Here is a 25432-nt window from a genome sequence, read left to right as displayed (position 1 = left end):
GCGCCCAGCACTTACCTCCACCAGCCAGGTTGCCTCCATATCATGCAAAAATGCGCTTTTGGTTGTTCTACGGCCCTGTTATTTTATTGTACAGTGCTGTTTAATAGTGAGGTCGCGCTGGCGGAAGGTCAGCCCCTGAAAACCAACAAGGCCCAAGCCATGCCCAGTGACAAAACAGCCCACCTGCAGCCGATTCCACCAGAACAATGGGACGAAGAGATTATGGATGCACTGGGCGCTTTTCCCTCTAGCCGAGACTTTGTTCTGGGCAAATGGAAAGAAGGTAGCGACGACCTGCGCGGCCGTAATACCCTGGGCTTTCTGGCCCATTATCCAGAGCTGGCCAAGGCCTACCTTACGCTGAACCGGCATGTTTCTGCTGGCACCTCCCTGAGCTTTCGCGACAAAGAAATCCTGATTCTGCGCACCGCGCGCCTGCGCCGCGCGGATAACGAGTTTGCCCAGCACATTATTCTTGGGCGCCGGGCCGGGTTGAGTGACACCCAATTGCTGCGGTTGATCGATGGCGCCAGCGCCGAGACCTGGGACTCGCAGGACGCCCTGCTAATTCGCGCTGCTGACGAGCTGTTTCTTCAGGCAAAAATCAGCACTGACACTTTGGACAGACTTAGTGCCCATTTTAACGACCGACAGATCATGGATATGGTTTTCCTGGCCGGCACCTATGCCATGCTCAGCAGCGCAATCAACACCTTTGCAATCCCTCTCGATTCCGGAATGGAAAGCTACGACCCCTTGATCCCGGTTTTTCTAAACAAACTGGAAAGCGAAAACTGATGCCAGACAATGCAGACAAGGCCAGTGAACTGGCAGGCACCGTAAAAAAAAGCAAGGCCCCGGCCATTTCTCGCGCCGCCGCCATTATGCGCCTGTTAGGAAAAAGTGAAACGCCACTGGGCTTGCAGGCCATTGCCCGCACGCTGAATCTCGTACCCAGCACATGCCTGTATGTGCTGCGCGCACTCGTCGATGAAGAGTTTGTCGCCTTTGATCCCGATACCAAACGTTACTCGCTCGAGGCCGGCGTACTGACGCTGGCCCGCCACTGGTTACGCCGCAATCAGTTTACCGACTTGGCACAGCCTGCCCTGAATCGTCTGAGCCAACAGTTTGATGTCACCGTTTTGGGCGTCCACATTGTCGGTCTGGAACATATCGTCGTGGTGGCAAATGCCCAATCCGGCAACACTTTTCAAATTAGCGCCCAGATTGGCAGTCGCTTTCCAGCACTGATCAGTGCCACTGGCCGCTGTATAGCGGCGTTTGGGGATATTCCCGATGATGAGCTCGAAGCGCGTTTTCGCGCCCTGCGGTGGGACGACCCACCCTCGTTCAAACAATGGCTGGCACAAATTGATACCACGCGTCAGCAGGGCTTTGCAGTGGATGAAGGTAACTATATCTCGGGGGTCACCGTGCTGGCCGCGCCGGTGTGGAAATCCCGGGACAAGCTCAGTCACGCTCTAGTCGCCATTGGTCTTGGCAGCGCACTGCAGCGATCCGGTCTACCGGAATTACAGCAGACCCTGCTGGCATCTGCGCGCCAGCTATCAGAACAACTATGCGGCGAAATGCATTCCTGAGAAATTAACGAGCGCTCCCAAAGCAAGAGGATAATAACAGATGAACCCCACCCACTCCGCGAAAGCTGAATGGCAAAACTTTTGGTTCGTGCCGGTATCTGCCGGCCTGGGTTATGCCACCGCCGTCATGTATGTCTATTCCATGGGTCCCTTTATCGAACCGATTACCCAGGAATTTGGTTGGTCACGAGCGCAGGTTTCCTCTGGTATTACCATCGCAGCATTTCTCAGCGCAATATTCTGCATCCCTATAGGCATTCTGGTAGATCGCATTGGCCCGCGCCGCGTAGGTTTATTCGGTGTGACCGCCATGTGTGGTGCAGTTGCACTGCTCAGTACGGCAACCGGCGACCAGGCAAACTGGACAATCCTCTGGGTGATACTGGCCTTCGCCACGCTTTGGGTGCAGGCCACCGTATGGACCAGCGCCGTTAACAGCCGCTTTGTTGCCTCGCGCGGGCTCGCGCTTGCCATTACCCTGTCCGGCGCGTCGCTTGCGGCTACTATCTTTCCCTTTATTGCCACCGTGCTGATCGCCAAGTTCGGCTGGCGCGGCGCCTATCTGGGCCTGAGCATGGGCTGGCTGGCACTGATACTGCCCTTTATGTTCTTCTGTTTTAAAGGGGCACAAGATGAAGTGCTCGCCAACGCAAACGACGACAGAAAAGAAACCGTACTCACTGGCTTAACATTGCAGGAGGGCTTGCGTTCCGGCGCACTATATAAACTTGTCATGGCGGGTGGCTTCTTCGCGTTTACTGCCATCGGCACTGTTGTCCACTTCGTTCCTATTTTAACAGACAGCGGGGCCGAACCGCTGAAGGCGGCGAGTGTTGCTTCGTTAATTGGCATTTTTTCACTGGTGGGACGACTCGGCACCGGGTTTCTTCTCGACCGGTTTCCCGGCCATCTGGTGGGCGCTATCGCTTTTATCATTCCGATTATTGCCTGCGCTCTGTTACTTACCGACGGCGCCAGCACGCTCAACCAGACGCTGGCGGCAATCATTTTCGGACTGACACTTGGATCGGAAGTCGATGTGATTGCCTATCTCGCCGCCAAGTATTTCGGCTTGAAAAACTTTGGTGCGCTGTATGGTGCCATGGTAATGGCGCTGTCCATGGGCACCGCATTCGGTCCACTGGGGGCTGGTGCACTGTACGATCACTACCAGAGCTACGATCAATTTCTGATGCTCACTGCCGTGTTAATGGGCCTAAGCGCGATTGCGCTATTTTCACTGGCTTCCACACCCACCGCAGATGCCCGACTGGCAAAAATGGCCGAAGCTGAGGCCGGATAACGGCCGCGATTCGCGTAACGATACATAGCCGACAGGCGCAAGGACATTTCTGAATGAAGCCAGTAACCATTATCACCGGTGGCGCAGGCGGCATGGGCCTCGCTACAGCGAAGATTCTCGGCGCTGATCACACTGTGCTGTTGGCCGATGTAGATCAACAGCGGCTCGACAATGCCCTGGCCGAATTGCATGCATTGAATATCTCGGCCGATAGCGCCGTGTGCGACATAACCGATCGCGCCTCCATCGACGGACTATTCAAACAGGCGGCAAAGCTCGGTCGACTTGCCAGCGTTATTCATACTGCGGGGCTGAGCCCGCAAATGGCAGACGCCGAAACCATTATGCGGGTCAATGCGTTAGGCACCATCTATCTCGCGGACGCTGTACTCAACATAGCCAGTGAAGGAGTTGCGCTGGTCAACGTCGCATCAATGGCAGGTCACATGATGCCCACGGCCTTGATGCCTACACGAGCCTACCGACACGCATTGAGCAACCCCGAAAAATTTTTGCACAAAGCACTCTTTCCAACCCGGCTTATGCCCAAGGACTTTTACAAAAAGGGGCTTGCTTACGGCATCAGCAAAAATTTTGTGATGTGGTATACCCGCAAACGAGCCGCCGACTTCGGCGTCAAAGGCGCACGAATTGTCTCGGTTTCACCAGGCAGTTTTGATACAGCCATGGGGCGACTGGAAGAACAAAGTGGCTCAGCAGAAATGCTGAAAACCGCCGCACTAAAGCGCTTTGGTAAACCAGAAGAGATCGCCAATGTGCTCGCATTTTGCGCGAGCGACAAGGCGGGTTATCTGACAGGTGTCGATATTCTGTGTGATGGCGGGGTCGTAGCCGGGAGGTCCTAGCTACTCAGCCGCCACCGAAGGGGTAGGAAAGACTTATTCCGCCGCTGGCACAAAGCCCAGCATGCCTTTGATCTCCAGATACTCGTGAAAACCAAATTCGCCCCACTCACGACCATTGCCACTTTTCTTGTAACCACCAAAGGGGCAGTTAAAGTCAAAGCCGTCGTTAATGGAGACCCAACCGGTTCGCATACGGCGCGCAACGTTCTGGCAGGTTTTCAAATCAGCGCCGTACACACCACCGGCCAGACCATATTCGCTGTCGTTGGCGATGCGAATGGCATCGTCAAGATCGTCGTAACCGATAATCACCTGCACCGGACCGAAGATTTCTTCGCGCGAAATAGTCATCTCGTTAGTCGCATTGGCAAACAGGGTTGGTTTGACATACCAGCCTTTGTCCAGACCTTCAGGACGGCCTGTGCCGCCAGCGACCAGCGTGGCACCTTCTTCAATACCTTTTTCGATATACTGTTGGATCGAATTGAACTGAGCCTTTGAAACCACTGGCCCCATTGAAAACTCGCCGTTTGGGTCACCCACAGTAACACCCGCTATGGCAGCCTTTCCGGCTTCGATTGCCTCGGCCATACGTGCCTTTGGCACCAGCAAACGTGTTGTCGCACTGCACGTTTGCCCGGAGTTCATCATCATGCCGGCAACACCCTTGCCCACATTCTCCGCAAACTGCTCGTCATCGAGCACAATCAATGCACTTTTGCCGCCCAGTTCCTGGGTTACACGTTTAACGGTATCGGCGGCGTTACGCGCCACTTCGATACCTGCACCTTCCGAGCCGGTAATGGAAACCATATCCACATCGGGGTGACGCGACAGCTCAGTGCCAATCACCGACCCTTTACCCTGAACCAGATTAAAGACGCCCGCTGGAACGCCTGCGGCATCCATGATTTCAGTAAATATCTGGGCGGAAAAATGGGCTTCCTGCGAAGGCTTCAGTACCACTGTGCAGCCCGCTGCGATTGCCGGGAATACCTTCACCGCTATCTGATTAACGGGCCAGTTCCAAGGCGTAATCATAGCGCAGACACCCACTGGTTCATAACGCACCATGGTTTGACCTTTGAGCTCTTCGAAATCGAAATTTTTCAGCACGTCAATAGCGGTACCCAAGTGACCTGCGCCGAGTGCGCAATGAAAGCCCTGCGCCAGAGCTTGGGGCGCACCCATTTCTTCGGTGATCGCTGCGCCAAGGTCGCTCTGACGTTTTTCGTATTCGGCCTGAATGCGCTCCAACAATGCCAGACGCTCTTCTTTAGTCGTTTGCGACCAGCTCGCAAACGCTTTCTTGGCAGCCGCCACGGCGCGATCCACATCAGCTTTGGTTCCCAGCGCGATCTTGCCAGATACGGCCTCAGTAGCCGGATTAATGGTTTCGGTTGTGGTCATTTCAATGGGATCTACCCATTGACCATCAATGTAGAACTGCAGATATTCACGCATGACTCTAATCCTTTGGGCAGGTTATTTTTTCAGTAAGCTACGTCAGCTGCATCGGCTCCGTAGCCTGGTTTGAAATCGGTATACCAGGATTTAAACTCTTCATAGTTCGGTGCTTCCATGGCATTTGCCACCGGATCAATAGGCACATGAATTACGGTGCATTTTCCGCTGGCCACGGCCGCTTCAACCGCCGGTGCAATATCGCTTTCACTGTCCACAAACACGCCTTCGGCGCCAAAGCCTTTGGCGATAGTGTCAAAACGAACTGTTTTACCCCAGTGGGCTTCTGTTTCAGGTGAATCCGGCGCTACTTGCTTGCGCCAGCACCCCACCTCTAGGCCCCAGGCGTTATCAACGCCCACGACGACTACTACTGGAAGATTTTTCCGCACCGCGGTTTCCAACTCGGCAATGTGAAACATAAAAGAGGAATCACCGGTTACCAGTACCACTGGACGCTCGCCGTTAGACGCAATGGCGGCGCCAATCGCATAGGGCAATCCGGTACCCAGATGCCCTGTATTCTGATTCCATACCAAATCGCTCGGCGCGTACTGAGTATAAGTCCAGCCGAAGATAGTCACAGAACCCCCGTCAGCCGCATAGATCGTGTTCGCGGGCAAGGTGCGGGTGGCTTCAAAGATAAATTTCGCCGGGTGGATCATGTCGCGATTGCTAGGCACTTCGGCGCGCAGCTTCGCTTTAAAATCTTTTTGCAACTGAACCCAGCTGTTGAATTCCGCTGACGGTTCGCGTGGCGTCGACTTGATCGCGTTAATCAGCTGCGGCACCACATCTCGCAGGTCGCCTACTAACGGCACATCAATCGGCCGGTTAACGCCAAAGGCCATCGTGTCACGCTCGATGTAGATCCACTTGCGATTAGCGTCGTTCTTTTCCCAGTGGCGACCTATGCCCATATGGGAAGGCTCACCCAGCTCGGTGCCGATCGCGATACACAGATCCGATGCTTCTGCCGCTGCCACCCCCGCTGGCGAAAAGCCGTAGGCAAAAGTGCGGTCTTCCATGCCTTTGATGGTCATGGCGCAGCCTGACGTCTGCAGGATGGGGCAGGCCATCAGTTTGGCCAGATTACCCACCACCTCGTGCGAACGGGAGGTGAACATCCCCTGACCTACCAGTAATACCGGATTTTTAGCCTGACGAATCAGCTCAGCGGCCTTTTCAATCGACGGACCGCCGGCGGGCTGATAGGTCAAACGGTATTGCTCAGGCGCTAGCGCTGGCAACCAGTCTCGCTCTTCATGAATAACACTGAGCGGCAGTTCCACATACGCAGGACCGGGCTTACCGGTCGTGACTTGACGAATCGCCTCACGCACCACTTCGTCAACCTGATCAGCATCTTCTACAATGCCACAATATTTCATCATGGGTTTGAAGTGGCTGACCTGATCCATAAATTGGATTCGACCTTTGCGCACCCGCTGATAGGCAATACTGGAACGTTGCCCGCCGAAGAAGATGGTGGGCGAATTTTCCTTGGCCGCCACAATCATCGCTGCGGCAAGATTGGAAATGCCGGGCCCTTGGGTGCCAAAACAGACACCGGGTTTGCCGGTCATCCGAGACCAGGCATCTGCCATAAACCCTCCGGCCTGCTCATGGTGGGGAGCGACGACATTCCAGCCACGCCCCTCACAAGTCATCGCCATATGGATAAACCCCGGATCGGGGATACCAAAAAGAGTATTGATACCTTCAACTTCGAGCAGGTCGACTATGCGTTCATAAACGGGGGTAGGCATTTGGGGTCTCCAAAGTATTCGATAATTCAACCAAACTGCGAACTATCTTTTATAAGGGGAATGTTCTACTCGGCCACTTCTGCCTCAGGGAAAAGATCGAGATGTGGGCACAATTCAAACCACCCTCACCCCAGCCCTCTCCCTGAGAGCGAGGGGGCAATTATTCATCCAGCCACGACTATTCCTGCAATTAGTCGCCCAGCAATTTCGGCGCACCCGCCCCATTCATGTAGCGGGTTAAATGCCGATGGAAATTGGTAATTTTCTGTTCCTGATGCGGGTTTGGCAGCGTGCCGCGGAAACCGCGAGACTTCATCCCCTTCTGCACCCATTCCATGTTAGCGAAATCTTGCGCCAGCACCTTGCCCCATTTTTCCGGCGTCGGCTCGGCGTAAACCCACTCGGTTTTGGGCTCTTCACCTTCAGGGAAACGTTCCAGTGCATAGGATTCAAAAATGCAGTAATTCGGATCGTCCTTGTAAGGCCGAGTGCGGTAACACAGCGCAAAAGTAATACCTTGCAAAATGGTCTGGTTCGGGAACAAGCTCCAGGCCAGGCCGGCTTCTGATTGCTGTTCAGGGGTGATCTCTGGCCAGATGACTCCGCGTTTTGCGTCGTCGGCTTTCGCCGACTTCATCCAATGACTCATTACGTCTTGCACTGGCGTGCCTTCAGGCAACTCGTCTTTCAGACGACTGGCGGCATTGATCAGAGTTTCGGTAGAAGCGGCAAAGTTAACCGTTTCGTAGTTTTCTTTCGCCAATTCGTAGGTAGAGATGCGGGGATCGCCCAGACCGGCCCGGGCAACGCCGCTGCTCTGTGCGGTCTTCTTGCTGGCATCACGTTCATCAAAGCCACTGACGCCGTGCAAGCCGTACGGTTTACTGTAGGCATAGAACTGGCCGTATTTCAGCAACTGGGAGTGCGTTCCAGACACATGGTATGGCTCCATAAAGGCTTCGATCGCGGTTTTCCAGTTACAGGGGTAAATCGCCCACTGCCGCCATTTATAACGCATTTTCTCAAACTGGTATGGACTTAAAATACGGTCCACTTCGCCGAGAAAATCCAGTAGCGGCTCGCAATCCGGATCCATATTGATATAGATCCAGCCACCCCAAGTATCGACTTTTACAGGCGACAGACAGGTGCGCTCCTTTTTCTCTAATGCGCCTTTCCAATCGTCTTTATCGAGGATAAATGTGTTGTTGCCTTCAAGATCGTAAGTCCAACCATGAAAGCCGCAGACAAAATTTTTCTTTTTTCCTGTTACGCAGTTCACGTCGTCTGGCGTATTCACCAGCTGTCGACCACGGTGGGGACACACGTTGTGAAAAGCTCGCAGTTCATTGTCATCGACACGGATGATGACAACAGAATCGTCGGCAATATTGTAGGTGATGAAATCACCCACCTCGGGAATATCTTCTTCCCGCGCAGCCATGTTCCAGACCTTGGGCCACAGCAGTTCTTTTTCTTGCTCAGCGTATTTTCTAGAAACAAAGGCCTCCACCGGATAGGTCAGTGGCTCGCCCAGATCTTCGTCCGTCAGTTCTCTATACTTATCCATGACATCCTCCGATTTGCATTGCCCGATATTGACGGCACTATTGGTCATCAGTGTCGAGCATAAGCCCGTCAAGATTACCGGCTTGTCGCCAGTCTGCAAGTAACTTTTGAAACGCTGCCCAGCCCGGCCCATATCCCTCGCCGAGATAGAAGCGATAAATAGGTTCACCCTTGCTGTTTACTTTGGCTTCCCCCTCATTATTGAAATAACTGGGGGTGCACTCCTTCACAAAGTCAGTATTGTCGATGGCCGTTTCGCGCAGGTGTTTTACGTAAGCCGCCTCAGCTTCCTCACTGGGTTCCATCGCCAGGATGCCGCGCTCAAGCCCGGTTTTGATCATATAAGTGATGTGCTCACCCTGCTTACTGTACTGCTCGGTCGTGGTGGCGTTAAGGCCGCCTTGGTAGTAACCGATAAAGAACATATTGGGGAACTTACTGGTGGTCATACCGTGCAGCGTTTTGTAGCCATCCGCCCAATGATCGTAGATGGAGGTTCCGTCGCGACCTTCGAATACGTCGATACCCCAGCGCCGGTCCAGGTCACTGGTCACCTCGAAGCCGCTGGCAAAAATCATGCAATCGATGCCGTATTCCTGACCGTTGGCAATAAAACCGTGTTCAGTCATGGCTTCGACGCCCTGTGTTTCGGCAACATCAATGAGCTCCACATTGGGCTGATTGAAGGTGGCGTAATATTCGTTGTTTGACAGCGGGCGCTTACACAGGAATCGGTACCAGGGCTTGAGCGCCTCGGCGGTATCCTTGTCGTCGATCAGCTTTTCCACCCGACGACGCATACGCTCCATCACCCGGTGCTCCATTTGGCTGCGACGCTCCATAAACTGCTCAACGGAAAGTTGGGGCCAGCCTTCTGCCTCCATTTCTGCAGACATATTGCGGGCAATCTCAGTCCAGAAATCGCAAATCAGGTCTGTATCGCCAGGCAGGATGGTGGATTCCATGGCCGCGCGATGAAAATTGGCCTGTCGCTCGGCCTGCCAGCCCGGTTTCAAGGCTTTGACCCACTGTGCATCTGTCGGTGGGTTGGGACGTGCATCTACAGTGGAGGGAGTACGCTGCAGAACATAGAGCTTTTTCGCATACTTCCCCAAATAAGGAATAGCCTGAATAGCCGTGGCGCCAGTGCCGATAATGGCCACCCTTTTGTCGGCCAGCTTATCCAGCACCGGGTTGTCGTAATCACCGCCGGTATAGTCGTAATCCCAACGGGCCGTGTGGAACATTTTGCCTTTAAACTTATCGATGCCCGCCATGCCCGGCAATTTCGGAATATTAAGCAGGCCGTTGGCCATAATCACAAAGCGGGCGCGGATTTCATCGCCTCGGTCCGTGGCAATACGCCAGCGCTTGATGGACTCGTCCCAACGCATGCCTTCCACCATCGTGTGAAATAGGGCGTTGTCGTAGAGTTCAAAGCGTTTTGCAATCTGCTGCATGTAACCATAGATTTCTTTGCCGTCTGAAAACTTCTGTGACGGCATAAAACCCATTTCTTCCAACAGTGGCAGGTAACAGTAAGCATCGTTATCGCACTGCACACCCGGGTAACGGTTCCAGTACCAGACACCGCCAAAATCACCCGCGTGATCAATATTGCGAAAACTGGTGATGCCGGCTTTGCGCAGATGCACCGAGGTGGTCAGCCCCGACCAGCCCGCGCCCAATACCGCCACATCAAGATCCTCAACAATGGCGTCACGAGGCGCCACCGGAGTGTGCGGATCCCCTTCGTAGGTGTCGGCAAAATTATCTACGGGCCGCACATACTGACTCTGGCCTTCCTTTCGAAGGCGCTTCTCACGCTCCAGCCGATATTTCTCGTTGACCGCCGCAACGTCAATTTCGTCAATCGGTGGAACATCAGTCGGATTACATTTCATGGCAGACCTTTTTGCTTACATGGACGCATTGAGGCAATACGTCCTGACAAATTCAGAGTAACCGGGATGCTATTACAAAATCAACAGTGTTGTCTACTTGCCAGGCTGACAAACCCCCTATGCCGAATTACAAAGCTTTCATCAATAAGGATTGCCAGCCGAGGGCTGTTGCGGTAATAATTATGAACCATAGAGTTTCACTTTTAATAAAGCGACTCTTTTAAAGACAGTTGGGGCCTTGTCACGGGCACCAATGCACTAACCGCTGGCTATAACGACAAGGTTTTCATTTTATGAGCGCACAGACCGACGGCCCCGTATACTGGGACCCTTACCGCCCAGACCTGGGCAAAGACCCCTACCCCACATTCAAGCGCATGCGCAACGAAGCTCCCCTCTACTTCAACGAGGAGTACAACTTCTATGCGCTGAGCAAATTTGCAGATATCGACAAGCACTTTGGCAACACCGAGATTTTCAGTTCAGCGCGCAGCGACATCATGGAATTCATCCGTGAAGACATCGACGTACCGCCGGGCATGTTTATCTGGCACGATCCGCCGATGCATACCGCTTATCGCAGCATCGTGACCCGGGTTTTCACTCCCAAGCGCATGAATGCCCTTGAGCAACAGATTCGCGATTTTTGCGCCAAGTGCCTCGATCCATTGGTCGGCAAGGACAAAATCGACTTTATCTCCGATCTGGGTGACCACCTGCCTGGCGGTGTTATCGGCATGCTGCTGGGCATTCCCGAGCAGGATCAGCAGGCCGTGCGTGAGCGTATTGAGTCATCTCTGCGTACTGAAGAAGGCAAGCCAATGACAGCCGAGCAGGCCTCCTATACCGGTGAAGGTTTTGAGGACTATATCGACTGGCGCATGCAGAATCCCTCAGACGACCTGATGACCGAGCTGCTCAATGCTGAATTCACCGACCCGGAAGGCGTCAAGCGCAAACTCACCCGCGATGAAGTACTGATCTTTGTTAACGTGATAGCCGGCGCCGGCAACGAAACCACCGCCAAGCTGATTGGCTGGATGGGCAAGCTGCTAGGAGAAAACCCAGAGCAACGCCGCCAAATTGCCGCAGACCCCAAGCTGATCAACCCGGCCATTGAGGAAATCCTGCGCATGGAACCGCCCGGCCCCTCCGTTGCCCGCCACGTTACTCAAGATGTCGAAATTCATGGACAGGTCGTGCCTGCGGGCAGCGTCATGCTGTTTCTGCTGGCCTCGGCCAACCGCGATGAAGATCGTTACACCAATGGCGAGCAATTTGATATTCACCGCAAAGATCCGCCGCACATTACTTTTGGTCGTGGCGTACATGCCTGCCTAGGTGCTGCGTTAGCGCGCGTGGAAGGTCGTGTTGCGTTGGAGGAAATCCTGAAACGCTTCCCGGACTGGACCGTAGATTTGGAGAACGCCAAGCTGTCTTCCTCATCTTCAACCCGCGGCTGGGACAACATGCCGGTCATCATAGGCTAAGGCGAATGGTTTGGGGCGAGCGTCCGGTGCGCTCCCCCAAATCGCGCAACCATAGAGAACAGTCATGGCACAAATTACCTTTATCGAATTTGACGGCACCGAACACGTGCTGGACATCGACAATGGCACCTCCATTATGCAAGCCGCCATCGATCACAACGTGCGCGGCATTATGGCGGACTGCGGCGGGGCCTGCTCCTGCGCTACCTGCCATGTGTACATAGACCCGCAGTTTGCAGACAAACTGAGCGACAAAAGTGAGATGGAAGACATTCTGCTGGAAGAAGTCTGCGAGCCCGCCGAAACCAGCCGGCTGTCTTGCCAGATTAGCGTATCGGATGAGCTCGACGGCATGGTAGTTCGCATGCCTGAACGACAGATCTAACGCGCCGGCAGACTGTGCACTGCAGACGGGGCCACGCCCCGTTACGTCCCTTTAACGAGCCACGGCATTTTACGGTACACTGGCTGCCCCGTTAGCCGATTCGACCAACACCACCGATGCCCAACAAAATATATCGCCCACATTTTTCGACCACATCGGACGCGCGTGTAGTGCGCACCCGCGAGGCATTGCGCAAGGCCATGCTGGATTTGCTGTCCACCAAGCCATTTGAACAGATTACCATCCGCGAACTGGCCGCAGATGCAGGCATTGGCTATACCACTTTCTTTCGGCATCATCCAACCAAGGAATCCCTGCTGGAAGAAATTGCTACAGAGGAAATCCGGCAGTTGATCGACTACACCTTGGTAACATTCAATGCCAGCGATACCGACACTGCGTCGCTTGCACTGTGCCAATACGTCGATCAGCACCGGACACTGTGGAGCACGCTGCTGACCGGTGGAGCCGCCAGCGCACTGCGCGATGAGTTTGTGCGCGTAGCGCAGGAGGTGGCCGCCCACACCCCCGAACAGAGCGACTGGCTACCCGCAGAATTTGGCGTCATTCTTGTGGCCAGTAGCACTATTGAGCTCCTCGCCTGGTGGCTGCGACAGGACGATCCCATGCCGCTCGAAAAAATCGCTGAAATCTATCGCCGCGCTGTTTTGGGGCCGGTATTCACTCTGCAGGAAAACGCCGCCGAAGCCTAACTGCACGGCGCGATCCTCCTCATATAACCGATGGGGTTAGCGCTATAGCGATGCAAATAGCGCACTATCAGCACAGCACTTGTGCCCACCGACCCAATTTTTCGGATCTCCATGCCATACGATACACGGCGCAGCCCCCGTACCTCCTGATACCTGACTGCGGTCACGCTCTGAATAAAAGCGCGCGCATTACGGGCCCACGTTAAGAACCACACTATTTCATTTGAAATCATCTCCACGTATAATGCTCAACAGTGGTGTCTATTAAATATAGCTTGGGCAGTGCCATCAAGTCATTACCCAATAAGGGAAGATAGGTGCCAATTCACGGACTGAAAGGTGAGTTATGAAAGGCAAAAGACAAATTTTAATGAGCAGCCTGTCGTTAACGGTTGGCGCTGCGGCGGTGACACCTCAGGTTTCGGCGCAGGATACGGTGCGAAGCGCTCTGCTGGAAGAGGTTGTGGTCACGGCCCAGCGCAAAGAAGAAAGCGCCCAGGACGTCGCCATCTCGATCACGGTATTCGATCAAGAACAGATCGCCAATGCCAACATGACCAACTCCAACGATATTGCGACCTATACGCCATCGCTTACTACCAATACCCGCTTCGGGCCGGAAAACGCGACCTTTTCTATTCGCGGCTTTACCCGCTCACTGCGAACGACGGCCTCGGTTGGCGTTTACTTCGCCGAGGTAATTGCACCACGCGGCCAGACGTCGCAAACATCTGGTGACGGCGCCGGGCCGGGCTCATTGTTTGATCTGGCAAACGTTCAGGTACTGAAAGGCCCCCAGGGTACCTTGTTTGGCCGCAATACCACTGGCGGATCAATCCTGCTCGTACCCAACAAACCAAGCGACGAATTCGAAGCCTACGTTGAATTCTCAGAAAGCAACTACAGTTCTTCACGCCAGCAGGCGGTGGCCAATTTTTCCCTGACCGACACCTTCCACATGCGTTTCGGGGTAGACCACAACGAGCGCGACGGTCACCTGAACAACATTACCAACATTGGCGCAGATAAACTGGGCAATGTCGACTACACGGCTTTTCGCCTGAGCGCGGTGTGGGACATCAATGAGTCGATGGAAAACTACACCATCCTCACCGATGTGGATTCCGACACTGCCGGTTACACCTCTCGTTTATTTGCCTGCAATAACGAGAGCAACAACGATCCTACCCAGCAGATCATTGGGGTCTTCACCAATCAGGGTTGTAATGACCAGCTGGAAATGCAGCGCGAAACCGGTCAGGACGGGTACTACGATATCGTCAGCACGGTGAAAACACCGATCACGACAATCAAGGAAAAGCGTCTAATCAACACCTTCACTTGGGATATCAACGAAAGCATTACGCTGAAAAACATTCTGGCCTATGCCCATCTGGAAACCGAAAACGGTTCTGATATTTTCGGCACCCGATTTCCCGACGTAGTGGGTAACGTATTGCCACTGCCCGTTGCTGTTCCCGGTGCCTTCGACCCCAACCGAGAGTTCTCAGTGGGTCTGTCCATCGTCAATCCAAACTACCCGGTTACCAGCCAGGAAACCTACGTAGCAGAAGTTCAGCTCCAGGGCCTGACCTCAGACAGCCGCTTGGAATGGCAGGCAGGCGTCTACTACGAAAACAGTGTGCCCGATGGTCCGTCAGGCAATACATCAGCCGGTACTATTTCCTGCGACAACTCCACACTGGAAGGCGATCCCTCCGAGTACAACTGCTTCGATGTAACCGGCGGTGTGCTTGGCAGTGTAATCGTGAACGAATTTGAAACTGAATACGTTAACAAAGCGGCATATGCTCAGGCTTCTTACGATTTTCTGGAATCTCTGACCGGCACCCTCGGCGTTCGCTATACGTGGGACGACACCTACGGCTACGGCAAGAAAACCCGCTACCCCTATGTGGGTGAACAACAGCAGCAGCCCGTTATTCAGGTCACCGAGCCTGAGCAATCCAGCGAAGCACCAACCGGCCTGTTGGAAGTACAGTACCGTCCGTGGCAAGAAACCATGCTGTACGCAAAATACATTCGCGGTTACCGTCAGGGCAGCGTGAACGCGGCGGTTGATCCCGGCATTGATACCTTTGAAGCCGAAAAAGTCGACACCTACGAGATTGGCGCCAAAACAGCCTTTGGCGGCCCGATTCCCGGTCGCTTCAACGTCGCTATCTTTGATAACGACTTTGAAAACATGCAGCTGCAAACCGGCTATATCAACGAAACGTCAGCCCAGACCGTAGCGATTTTCAACGCCGGCAAATCCACTATCAAAGGCTTTGAAGCAGAAGCTTTCCTGCAGCTTTACGACGGACTTACGCTGGCCCTATCCTATTCCAAGCTCGACACGGAACTTGAAGAACAGGAAGACACCCGAGCCAAAGTTGCCGCCTCGGCGGGCACACTTGGCGGCGCCACCGCCACACCCATTGCCGACGAAGGCGACGAGCTGCCGTTTGCCCCGGAAAGCGCCTGGGTAGCCTCATTGAACTACAACCTGCCGCTACCACTGAGTTGGGGTGTTGTTGAAACCGGCATCACCTACGTATACACCGGTGAACAGCGCGCAGCGGCATCCAGTACCTCGCCCTTTGCTATGCTGCCTGCCTACGAACTGTTTAATGCGAACGCAGCTTGGTACGGCATCTTCGGCAGCAACGTAGACCTGTCGCTATATGCCACCAACCTGAAAGATGAAGAGTATGCGACATATGTTTCCGGCACCTACACCGTACTGGGCTTCGAATCGCGCATGAGTGGCCTGCCGAAAATGTACGGCGCCCGCCTGCGCTACACCTTTTAAGCCTTTTCGCAGCTACCAAAGGGAGCCCTTGGGCTCCCTTTTTTGTGGCAGAGATTTGCTCACACAAGCGACATTTAATGAAACTCAGGGTTCCACTACTTGTCGCAGGCATGTTATAAACCAACAGCACTGTTCAATAATAAATTTCACGGCGAGGACATCCTATGAGCAGCCAGAATTCCACACTGCGCGTTGTTCAATGGGCCACCGGCAAGGTTGGTTCACGGGCCATGCGCGCGGTCATTCAGCATCCCCATCTAGAGTTGGTCGGTCTCTATGTACACAGCGCAGCCAAAGAAGGCAAAGACGCCGGCGAGCTTATCGGACTGCCGGCAACCGGTATTAAAGCCACCCGCTCCATCGACGATGTAGTCGCATTGAAACCCGATTGCGTGCTCTATATGCAGGAAGGCGCCAATCTGGATGACATCTGCCGTCTACTCGAAGCAGGTATCAATATCGTCACCACTCGCAATGAATTTTTCTATGCGCCGAAGATGCGCCCTGAGTTTCGCGAGCGCGTTTTGGCCGCCTGTCAAAAAGGTAATAGCAGCCTGCACGCCACCGGCTCCAGCCCGGGCTTTATTACCGAAGCGATTCCGGTAGTACTGACCTCGCTAGCACGACGCGTAGACTGCGTTACGATCGACGAATACGCCTACATTCCCGAATCCTGCTCACCTGAAATGGTATTTGATGTAATGGGCTATGGCCGTGAAGCCACCGGCGAGTTTGACCAGGGTATGCTCCAGCATATGGCTGAAGGTTTTGAGCAATCGCTTACCTCCACCTCCGTGGCCTTGGGACTTGAGATAGACGAGGTGAAAGCTTTTGGCGAGACTGCAAACGCCACGTCGCGTATTAAAATTGCAGAAGATGCGTATATCGAGCCGGGCACGGTTGCTGCCCAGCGTATTACCATCGCCGGCATACGCAACGGCAAGCCACTGATACAACTGCGCGCCAACTGGTACTGTGCGACCGAGCTGGATCGCGAATGGGAGCTGGGTGATACCGGTTGGCGAGTCAATGTCGAAGGCGACACGCCGCTGGATGTTCGACTCAACATGCCCCGCACCGATGAGCCGGTGGCCGAGCAGATGGGTGGATATACCGCGCACCGCGCGGTGAATGCTATCGAAGCGGTGTGTGCCGCCAGCCCCGGCGTAAAAACCACTGCAGAGTTGCCGCAAGTGATAGCGCGACTCGGCTAATGACTTCGCGAGTGGGCAGCAATACCAGTCTGCTCGCGAATCTTTGCCGACTACTTGCACCTTACTTGGGCCGCGTCACACTCCAAACCCCGGTCGCTTCCATCACCGCCTCACCCTCAACGCTAAGGGTTCCCCGAGCAAACACCAGCTTTTGCCCCTGGCGCAGTATTTCAGCATCCAGCACTATAAAGGCCGGGGGCCTTACGGCAGCCAGAAAGTGGCTGTCCAGATGGACGGTTGAACAGAATGCGCGATCAGTTGCCTCCCAGATGATCAGCGACATGCCGTGATCGAGAAAGCTCATCAACACACCGCCATGCAACATACCCTGCGCGTTCGCGTGGCGTTCATCGACCTGCAGTGCATACTGAAAGCCCTGCTCAGTCTTGCGGGTACACAGGGCTTCCATCGAGGCTGGAATACCCTTCATCTCGCGTCGTTTCCAGCCCTCGGGTACTGTCAGCTCCTGACTCACGTTTTTTCTGCCGCCAAGCGCTGCACGGCCTGCTCAATCAGCTCCTTGGCCTTAACTTTGGCGCTACCGGTCATTTCCAGCTCGTCTTCGGCAAAGAACAGCACGCGACGCGGTACTTTAAAGGCGGCCAATTTTTCCTTGGCGAAGTTGCGTACCTGATCTTCGGTAATCTCCGCGCCATCCACCGGCACAATACAAGACACCACGATTTCGCCCAGTAATTCGTCGGGTACGCCGACCGTTTTGGTAACTTTCACACCGGGACACTTCGCCAGTACGATATCTATCTCGACCGGAGACACATTGGCACCACCTGTTTTGATAATGTCGTTAATGCGACCTTCCCAATGCAGACGGCCGCGCTCGTCGAAAAAGCCGCCGTCACCCGTACGAAAAAAACCTTCATCGTCGAGCACATCATCCATCGGGATTCCGATGTAGTTCAGCATCAGGGTGGGGCCCTTCACGGCAATTTCACCACTCTCGCCGATGGGTTTAATCTCACCAGTGAGCGGGTCAACGATCTTGAAGGTATTGCCTGCCACTGGAATGCCGTGGGTGCCCGCTGCGATGTCATCCGGCGTATTGGCTGGAAACATGGAGCTGATGGTAAACGTTTCGGTATTGCCGTAGGCCTTCTGAGCATCCACCCAGTTGGAATTCACCGTAGGATGTGCTGCGACTGGCGAGTTCTTATCGATATACACCAGAGATGAGAGATCGACATCGTTCCAGTTTTTGGCATCAGTCAGCTGCGCCCACTGGTGCGGCCACGCGGCAATAAAAGTAACCTTTTCCTGTTCGATCAGCGACAAGGCTTCTTCGGCCTGAAAGGTTGGCTGCAAAATCATGCTGCCGCCAGCGGACAAGGTGCTGCCCAAGGCCCATGCAAAGTTACCGGAGAAGAAAAAGCCGTTGGCTGACCAACTGCGCACGTCGTCGCCAAACTGCAGCCACTGGCGCCAGCGCCACATTTGCAGACACACACCACGATGGGCGCTGAGGATGCCTTTCGGCTTCCCCGTAGATCCTGACGAGAAAAACAATACACCCGGATCGGCCGGCACCACATTTTCCAGAATACTGTCGATTAGGGCCATCGGCGTTTCGTCGGCGCAGGCCTGAAAGGCTTCCCAACCTTCAATACCGCCCTCACCACTTTCGCTGTCCATCATCGACAAATGGCGCAGAAACGGGAATTTTCTAGAACGCAGTTCCCCGGGCGCGCAGCTTTTCAACTGCGGTTCCAGCTCAATCAGAATATCGGCGAAATCTTTCTTAAGTACTTTGCGCTCGAACAACAACACAGAGCAGGCCGAAGATTCCAGTAGGATTTCCAGTTCCGCAGCCGTTGAAAAAGTATTCATGGTTGTGGCCACGCCACCCGCCAGTGCCGTACCGAATGTGCTTGTCAGAAACTCGTAGCGGTTGGTCGCGAGAATGCCGACCCGCGTACCTTTAGTGACGCCTTTGGCGACCAGTGCTCTAGCAAGTCGCACAGAATCATTCCACAGATCCTGATAGGACCAGCGCTGTGCAGAATCTCCCGTGCGCATTACCGCAGCTTCACGGTCTGCGTAACGCGTGGAGACTTCCTTCAAAAAACTACCCAGTGTCAGGGCGCCGACGCCCTCCTCTTCACTGAGCGGAATGCCTTTGACCAGGGATTGGTTACCCACGATTTCTGCCAGTTGCGTCATGATAATTCCTGTCAGTCTGCCTTATGTCGAATCGATTTACTTCTTGGATGCCATGGCAAAGCTATAGCGCAAATGATCCATATGACCGCTCGGCACAGGAGCAAACACCAGCGGCTGATCCGCGTTACGAATCGCTTCAATACGCTCACCCACCTGTTCTATGGTCCAACTTGGCTGATACACACCGGGCGATTCTGCCGGGAATGCACGTGCAATACGTCCGGCTGCCGATGACAGCATTTCGCCACTGACAGAACAGGATTCGTGAGCCAACCAACCAACAGTGGGCGCAACCAGATCCGGATCCATCGGCGGGAAAGCGCTGGTGTCCACACCGGCCGACATACGCGTTACCGCTGCGGGCAGTATCACGTTGCTCTTGATCCCATAGTCCGCACCCTCCAGCGCCGCTACATTCGACATGGCGATCAACCCGCCCTTGGCCACACTGTAGTTCATCACACCGGCATTGCCGTAGAGACCATTGATCGAACCGGTCATCACGATTCTGCCGTAACCGGCTTTTTTCATCGCGGAAAAAGCCGGCTTCAATACATGAAAGCCACCGCGCAGGTGAACGTCCAGAACCGATTCGAAATCTTCTACGCTCATCTCTTCGATAGGCGAACGGCGCACGATACCGGCATTATGAATCAGGATATCAATACGGCCAAAGGTATCGAGGGCGGACTGCACGATGGCCTGCCCACCTTCCGGTGTGGCAACGGAATCGGTATTGGCCACCGCTTCACCGCCCGCCGCTTTGATTTCACTGACCACCGCATCCGCCGGGCCTTCCTCAGTGCTGTCGCCTTCCATGCTGACACCGGGGTCATTGATAACCACTTTAGCGCCGCGCGAAGCAAGCAAAAGTGCATAGGCGCGGCCGAGACCGCGACCGGCACCTGTGATGACGGCAACGCGGTTATTAAATCTCAGTTCTGTCATGTTGTTCTCCTTTTTATAATAGGAGTGTCAGCCTACGATATTTCGGCTGCGAAGCTCCCCAATGCGAGCCTCATCCAAATTCAATATGTCCGCCAATACCTCATTGGTATTTTGCCCCAACACAGGCGGCGCGCTGGGAATAGCCTGATCCGCACCGGGGTATTTGATCGGACGGTTAACGATGGGTATGGTGCCCAGGGTTTTGTGATCTGTCTCGACCACCATATTGCGGGCTTTCGCCTGCGGCTGATTCAGAGCTTCGGTAATCCCCAGAATCGGTGCGTGCGGCACCTGATGCTCGGTAAACAATTCGACCAGTGCATCTACCGTGTGTTGTTCGGTAAAGGACGCCACAATCGCGTTAACATCTTCGCGTGCATTGCGCCGCTTTTCGATGGTGTTAAAGCGCCCGTCGTTTTCCAGCTCAGGCTGGGCTATAGCCTTGCATATGCGCCCCCAGAAGTTATTGGTCAAACACGCAACGATGATTGATCCATCACTTGCGGGAAACGCGCCATAAGGTACCAGGTTAGGGTGCTGAGATCCGACCGGCTTGGGATCTTCGCCGGTAAAAAATGCGAGCTGAGCCAGATAGCCCAGCATACCCATCATGCCGTCCATCAGACTAATATCAATAAGTCGACCTTTACCGGTAGTATTGCGTTCGTGCAAGGCACCGAGAATCGCAATCGGGCCATTGATACCCCCGATCAGATCACCCAGTGGAATACCGAGTTTGGTGGGCAATCCACCCGGTTCACCATTGACACTCATGGCACCGGACATAGCCTGCAAAACAATGTCAAAAGAAGGACGATCCCGCAACGGGCCATCTTGCCCAAAACCGGAAATCGCACAGTAAATCAGACCGGGGTTGATCGCGGACAAGACCTCATAACTCAATCCCAGGCGATCCATTACACCGGGCCGATAGTTTTCAATCAGGATGTCGCACTTGGCCGCCAAATCTTTGACCAGCTGTACGCCCTCTTCGGTTTTCAGGTCGATAACAATACTTTTTTTGCCGCGATTGATAGCGAGGTAGTAGTGGCTTTCACCGTCGCGAAAAGGCGGAAATGTGCGGGTTTCATCACCGCTGCCCGGGGGCTCTACTTTGATCACCTCTGCACCGAGATCGGCCAACGCCAACGACGCCGAAGGGCCAGCCAGAACCCGAGTCAGATCCAGTACACGGACATCTTGTAAGGGGCCAGCCCAGCCACGTTCTGTTGTCATTATCGTCCTTTACCGTACTTCTCTGTACGGGGGAAATCTCACCACCACAGATGGCAAAAAAGGACGGCTCCCCGTAAGGAACCATCCCTGTAAATTCTATAAACCCGCTCTTGCGAGCGGGCGCTGATCAGCCTTTGGATGGCAGCTCAACAATGGCAGCACCGGTGGCAGACAGCTCGCCACGATGTGTTTCAGCACGCTGGCTGATTTCCACAAAGCACTTGCCGTTCTCCTGGAACTTGCGTGTCACCTGCCCCTTAATAAAGATCACATCACCATCGGGGTTATGACGGCGGATCTGGCTTTTATGTTTGGTCAGGAACCCGTCGTCCCCCATCCAGTTCGTGCAATGGTGAGTCAACCAGGAAGTTCGCTCGGGGCCATAATCATAGGCGCCGGGTGCACCAACCTGCAGAGCAAAGTCTTCATCCCAGTGAACACGCTCAGGGCAATCCGGCACATTGAAGCGGTTCTTGATGCCCGTACCGGGATGCTTCTGCTGCATTTTGTAAGCCAGCTTGTTGGCCCGAATATACAGACCACCCCAACCCTGCGCGTAACAGATAAAGCCGGTCACTGTCATGGGACCTTTCATCATGGTAGGCAATTCTTCGCCTTCCTGCACATCTTCCCAATAGCGGGGGGTTGCGCCGCGAATTTCTTCCTGATCGTAAAGCTTGCTCCACTGAGCCAGCTGCTCATCCGTATGCGGTTCAACCTTGCCTTTTACGTCAGTGTATTTAGTACCACGCTCTCGCGCTTCGTCGCGGTCGGTTCGAAAGACCCAGCTATCGGCGTCGGCTACCAGATCACCATGCTGGTTGTAAAAATCAACATGGTAAATCTGCTGGAACGAACGACCCGCAAACTTAGTCTGATGCTCTACCAGATCTTTCAGGTAGGCTTCTGTGCGAATGGAATCGTTACGCATTACCGGCTTGTGCCAGTTCCAGTCTGCACCCGCCCACATGGCATGCACGCCAGACAGACCACCGCAGTAACCAGAAATAATACGGCTGGTGGTAAACATAAAGCTGGGCAGCGCAACAAGTTCACCGTACTTGGTGTTCTTGGCATACTCGGGATCACACCACAGCGGGTTGTCATCACCAATACCGTGGGCGTAATGACGGATCGCGTCTCGAGTAGCTTCGTAGTTCCAAGGCTCGATCGTATTTTCAATTTTTACACCGATACGCTTGCGAAGGGATTCCAGACCTTCTTCGGTGATTTTGGGGAATTTGTTCTCTGCCATTTTCCTCTCCTAAGTTTAAACGCCGGCGGCCGCTGCAGCTTTCGCTGTTTCGCGGTCACGCAAGATCTTGCGGTGAACTTTGCCTGCCGGCGTTTTGGGAAGTTCACTCACAAATTCAACAATGCGCGGGAATTCATGCTGGGCCAGGCGGCTCCGGGTAAATTCCTGCAGCTCTTTAATCAATGCGTCGCTGCCTTGCTGCTTGCCGACAACAAACGCTTTTACTACTTGGCCACGGGTTTCATCAGGTACGCCAATAACCGCAACTTCATCCACCGCATCGTGTTTGAGCATGGTGTTTTCAATTTCGACGGCACTCATGGTCCAACCGGCAGAAATGATCACGTCATCGGCACGCCCGCAGTGGTAGAGATAGCCGTCTTGGTCGCGACGGGCCAGATCTTTGGTTGTCTCCCAGTGGTCGCGCTTCCAGAGCATCAATTCGCCTACTTCATCGGCATCCGTTTCTGTGCCGTCGCTGCGCTGCACCTGCAGCTTCAGGCCGGGAATAGGCTTCCCTAGCGAACCGGGCTTTACATCGTAGTCCTGAGCGCCGGGGAAATTGACCAGCACTACGCCGATTTCGGTAGTGCCATACATACTGCAGGCCGGCACCTTGAAGGTTTCGTCAATAAATTCCAGGGTGCCCGGATCGCAAGGTTCTCCCGTGAAAGAAAGCTTGTTGATCGCGAAGCTAAAGTCATCACCCTTGCCGGAGTTTTTCATCATTCGGTAGTGGGTGGCTGCCGCAGACATATTGGTGATCTTGTAATCCTGCAATGCCTTCATTAGACGCACTGCGTCAAAGCGACCCGCGAAAGTACCGGTGGTAACACCCAAAGCTAACGGTGCAAGTGTGCCGTGCCAAAGACCGTGCCCCCACGCGGGCGACGAAGGACAGAAGTACTCATCGCCCGGCCGAATACCAGTGCCATAGAGCGCCGCGAACATCAGGGTAACCAGTGACTTATGGGTATGCTTTACTGCCGCCGGTAACTCGCGAGTAGTGCCGGAAGTGTATTGAAATACCGCAAGATCGGAGGCCTTGGTGCGGGTTTCAAAGACCGTTGGGTACTGGCTGATTTCATTAAGCAGATTGTCGTTGGCAACTACGATATCGAGCCCGTCAACCTGATGGGCAATATCTGATTTGTCATCGTTGGTAACCAGCAATTTTGGTTTGCAGTCATCCACGCGCAGACGAAGGCCATCCAGCCCAAACAGGGTAAACAGCGGTACCGAGATGGCGCCAGTCATCATTGCGCCAAACAGACTGGTATAAAAGGGCAGCGAGGGCTCAAGCATAAAAGCTATTCGATCGCCCGGCTGGATGCCTTTTTCCACCAGCCAATGGGCAAACTGCGCAGAGCGCGCAGCAATTTCGTCAAAACTCAGGATCTCATCTGCCCCGTCCGCATGGGCTATTCGAACGGCGGTGCGACCGCTGCCATCTGCGTGGCGGGTCATGCACTCGTGGGCAATATTCAGGTGCTCGCGGTCACCATCAAACAACTCCCAAAGTGCTGATGAACTGGCGTGGGCCTGTGCATCAGCGTAGGAGGTGTAGTCAGTCAGTTTGGCCATTGTTTCACCGGTAGCTCAGTAGAACGATACATAGTCGCCGCTAATCAACAGCGTTGTTGATGTATACAATGCCACACACCCTCCGGCATTTCAAATACTGAATTAACTTTTATATATTGAATAGCGCTGGATGCTCCGGCGCCGTACCCGCGCTGCCACAGCCCGCAAACATCCAGCACCGTTAACCTTTCGATGCCATCGCAAAACTGTAGCGAATATGATCTACGTGGGCCGAAGGCACCACCGGAAACACAAGCGGCTCAGCGGTATCGCGAATTTCATCGATGCGCTCGCCCACCTCCGCCATGGTCCAGGCAGGTTGATAAACCCCCCGACTTTCGGCGATTGCAGTGCGCGCCACTCGGCCAGCGATGGATACCAACATTTCTCCGGTGATAGTACAGCTGTCATGGCTGAGCCAACCGACAACCGGCGCCACCAGTTCTGGCTCCATGGGTGGGTAGGCAGAGGTATCAATACCTTCCGCCATCCGGGTGACCGCCCCCGGGATAATCAAATTGCACTTTACGTTGTGCTCATCACCTTCCAGCGCAACCACATTGGAAAGCCCGATCATGCCGGCTTTGGCTACGCCATAATTGGCCTGCTTGTGATTGCCATAGAGACCGCCGATAGAACCGGTAAGCACTATTCGACCAAAGCCTGCATCGCACATTAAAGGAAACGCTGGCTTAACCACGTTAAAAGCGCCGTGCAAATGCACATCAAGCACATCGTTAAAATCCTGATATGTCATATCGCGCAGAGACGCGGGTCGCACAATACCGGCGTTGTGAATCAGAATATCGATCTGCCCATAGGCCTGGATCGCCGCGTCGACAATATTTTTTCCTCCCTCGGGCGTGGCGACCGAATCAGTATTGGCGACAGCTTGCCCGCCGCTGGCCACAATCTCGTCAACCACAGACTGAGCCGGCCCAACATCCATGCCGTCGCCCTGCAGACTGCTGCCCGGATCGTTAACCACGACACGTGCGCCCTGCGCAGCAAGCAAGAGCGCATAAGCGCGCCCGAGCCCCCTACCCGCGCCGGTAATCACCGCTACGCGCCCACCGAATTGCAAATCTGACATGACCGCTCTCCGTAATCTTTTATCCGCCTAAAACAAAAAGGGGCA

General features: G+C 54.2%; 20 protein-coding genes. 9 read left to right on the top strand and 11 right to left on the bottom strand.

The window, feature by feature from the left end; all coding sequences use genetic code 11:
- The first annotated feature begins 42 nt into the window (after window positions 1-42).
- The 4 genes from AC222A_RS00600 to AC222A_RS00585 are packed head-to-tail and all read left to right on the top strand — an operon-like array spanning window position 43 to window position 3773.
- Entirely contained in the window at window positions 43-798 is a 756-nt protein-coding gene (locus AC222A_RS00600) for a carboxymuconolactone decarboxylase family protein (RefSeq protein ID WP_372780775.1), read from the top strand.
- On the top strand, window positions 798-1604 hold the full coding sequence (locus AC222A_RS00595; RefSeq protein ID WP_372749690.1) for an IclR family transcriptional regulator: 807 nt from the start codon (window positions 798-800) through the stop codon (window positions 1602-1604). The genes AC222A_RS00600 and AC222A_RS00595 overlap by 1 nt, the downstream gene beginning before the upstream one ends.
- 40 nt (window positions 1605-1644) lie before the next feature.
- Entirely contained in the window at window positions 1645-2907 is a 1263-nt protein-coding gene (locus tag AC222A_RS00590) for an MFS transporter (protein ID WP_372758557.1), read from the top strand.
- A gap of 53 nt (window positions 2908-2960) precedes the next feature.
- Window positions 2961-3773, top strand: a complete 813-nt coding sequence (locus AC222A_RS00585) for an SDR family oxidoreductase (RefSeq protein ID WP_372749994.1) — start codon at window positions 2961-2963, stop codon at window positions 3771-3773.
- Between the two features lie 33 nt (window positions 3774-3806).
- Here the strand turns inward: AC222A_RS00585 and AC222A_RS00580 are convergent, their stop codons facing one another.
- From AC222A_RS00580 to AC222A_RS00565, 4 genes are all read right to left on the bottom strand, one after another.
- On the bottom strand, window positions 3807-5237 hold the full coding sequence (locus AC222A_RS00580) for an aldehyde dehydrogenase family protein (protein WP_486774545.1): 1431 nt from the start codon (window positions 5235-5237) through the stop codon (window positions 3807-3809).
- Window positions 5238-5266: 29 nt separating this feature from the next.
- A complete protein-coding gene (locus AC222A_RS00575; RefSeq protein ID WP_372763757.1) occupies window positions 5267-7006 on the bottom strand; it encodes a thiamine pyrophosphate-binding protein in 1740 nt (579 codons plus the stop codon).
- Between the two features lie 190 nt (window positions 7007-7196).
- On the bottom strand, window positions 7197-8576 hold the full coding sequence (locus tag AC222A_RS00570) for an aromatic ring-hydroxylating oxygenase subunit alpha (RefSeq protein WP_372760551.1): 1380 nt from the start codon (window positions 8574-8576) through the stop codon (window positions 7197-7199).
- 37 nt (window positions 8577-8613) lie between these two features.
- Window positions 8614-10479: a flavin-containing monooxygenase gene (locus AC222A_RS00565; RefSeq protein ID WP_372763758.1), complete on the bottom strand. Its 1866-nt coding sequence runs from the start codon at window positions 10477-10479 to the stop codon at window positions 8614-8616.
- A gap of 293 nt (window positions 10480-10772) precedes the next feature.
- On the opposite strand from AC222A_RS00565, the gene AC222A_RS00560 reads away from it, so the two are divergent.
- From AC222A_RS00560 to AC222A_RS00540, 5 genes are all read left to right on the top strand, one after another.
- Entirely contained in the window at window positions 10773-11969 is a 1197-nt protein-coding gene (locus AC222A_RS00560) for a cytochrome P450 (protein WP_372747699.1), read from the top strand.
- Between the two features lie 64 nt (window positions 11970-12033).
- Window positions 12034-12354 (top strand): 2Fe-2S iron-sulfur cluster-binding protein, encoded by a 321-nt coding sequence (locus AC222A_RS00555; protein WP_372747700.1) that lies wholly within the window; start codon window positions 12034-12036, stop codon window positions 12352-12354.
- A 170-nt stretch (window positions 12355-12524) separates the two neighbouring features.
- Window positions 12525-13067: a TetR/AcrR family transcriptional regulator gene (locus tag AC222A_RS00550; RefSeq protein WP_372747701.1), complete on the top strand. Its 543-nt coding sequence runs from the start codon at window positions 12525-12527 to the stop codon at window positions 13065-13067.
- A 370-nt stretch (window positions 13068-13437) separates the two neighbouring features.
- Window positions 13438-15882: a TonB-dependent receptor gene (locus tag AC222A_RS00545; RefSeq protein WP_372747702.1), complete on the top strand. Its 2445-nt coding sequence runs from the start codon at window positions 13438-13440 to the stop codon at window positions 15880-15882.
- A 164-nt stretch (window positions 15883-16046) separates the two neighbouring features.
- On the top strand, window positions 16047-17096 hold the full coding sequence (locus tag AC222A_RS00540) for an NAD(P)H-dependent amine dehydrogenase family protein (protein WP_372747703.1): 1050 nt from the start codon (window positions 16047-16049) through the stop codon (window positions 17094-17096).
- 61 nt (window positions 17097-17157) lie between these two features.
- On the opposite strand, the gene AC222A_RS00535 is transcribed toward AC222A_RS00540, so the two are convergent.
- The 7 genes from AC222A_RS00535 to AC222A_RS00505 form a co-directional block, all read right to left on the bottom strand.
- Entirely contained in the window at window positions 17158-17571 is a 414-nt protein-coding gene (locus AC222A_RS00535; protein WP_372747704.1) for a PaaI family thioesterase, read from the bottom strand.
- Window positions 17568-19271 carry a class I adenylate-forming enzyme family protein gene (locus AC222A_RS00530; RefSeq protein WP_486774544.1) on the bottom strand — a complete coding sequence of 568 codons (1704 nt, stop codon included), beginning with the start codon at window positions 19269-19271 and terminating at the stop codon, window positions 17568-17570. The genes AC222A_RS00535 and AC222A_RS00530 overlap by 4 nt, the downstream gene beginning before the upstream one ends.
- Before the next feature lie 36 nt (window positions 19272-19307).
- Complete coding sequence (locus tag AC222A_RS00525; RefSeq protein WP_372747706.1) at window positions 19308-20219, bottom strand: SDR family NAD(P)-dependent oxidoreductase; 912 nt, start codon at window positions 20217-20219, stop codon at window positions 19308-19310.
- A gap of 27 nt (window positions 20220-20246) precedes the next feature.
- A complete protein-coding gene (locus AC222A_RS00520; RefSeq protein WP_486774543.1) occupies window positions 20247-21455 on the bottom strand; it encodes a CaiB/BaiF CoA transferase family protein in 1209 nt (402 codons plus the stop codon).
- A gap of 127 nt (window positions 21456-21582) precedes the next feature.
- Window positions 21583-22710 (bottom strand): FAS1-like dehydratase domain-containing protein, encoded by a 1128-nt coding sequence (locus AC222A_RS00515; RefSeq protein WP_372747708.1) that lies wholly within the window; start codon window positions 22708-22710, stop codon window positions 21583-21585.
- A gap of 15 nt (window positions 22711-22725) precedes the next feature.
- Complete coding sequence (locus AC222A_RS00510) at window positions 22726-24294, bottom strand: acetate--CoA ligase (protein ID WP_372759369.1); 1569 nt, start codon at window positions 24292-24294, stop codon at window positions 22726-22728.
- 181 nt (window positions 24295-24475) lie between these two features.
- A complete protein-coding gene (locus tag AC222A_RS00505; protein ID WP_372749231.1) occupies window positions 24476-25387 on the bottom strand; it encodes an SDR family NAD(P)-dependent oxidoreductase in 912 nt (303 codons plus the stop codon).
- Window positions 25388-25432 lie beyond the last annotated feature (45 nt).

This window comes from Litorivivens sp. (assembly GCF_057445395.1).
Note: the sequence above shows the minus strand (reverse complement) of the source record. Positions and strands in the feature narration are given on the sequence as shown.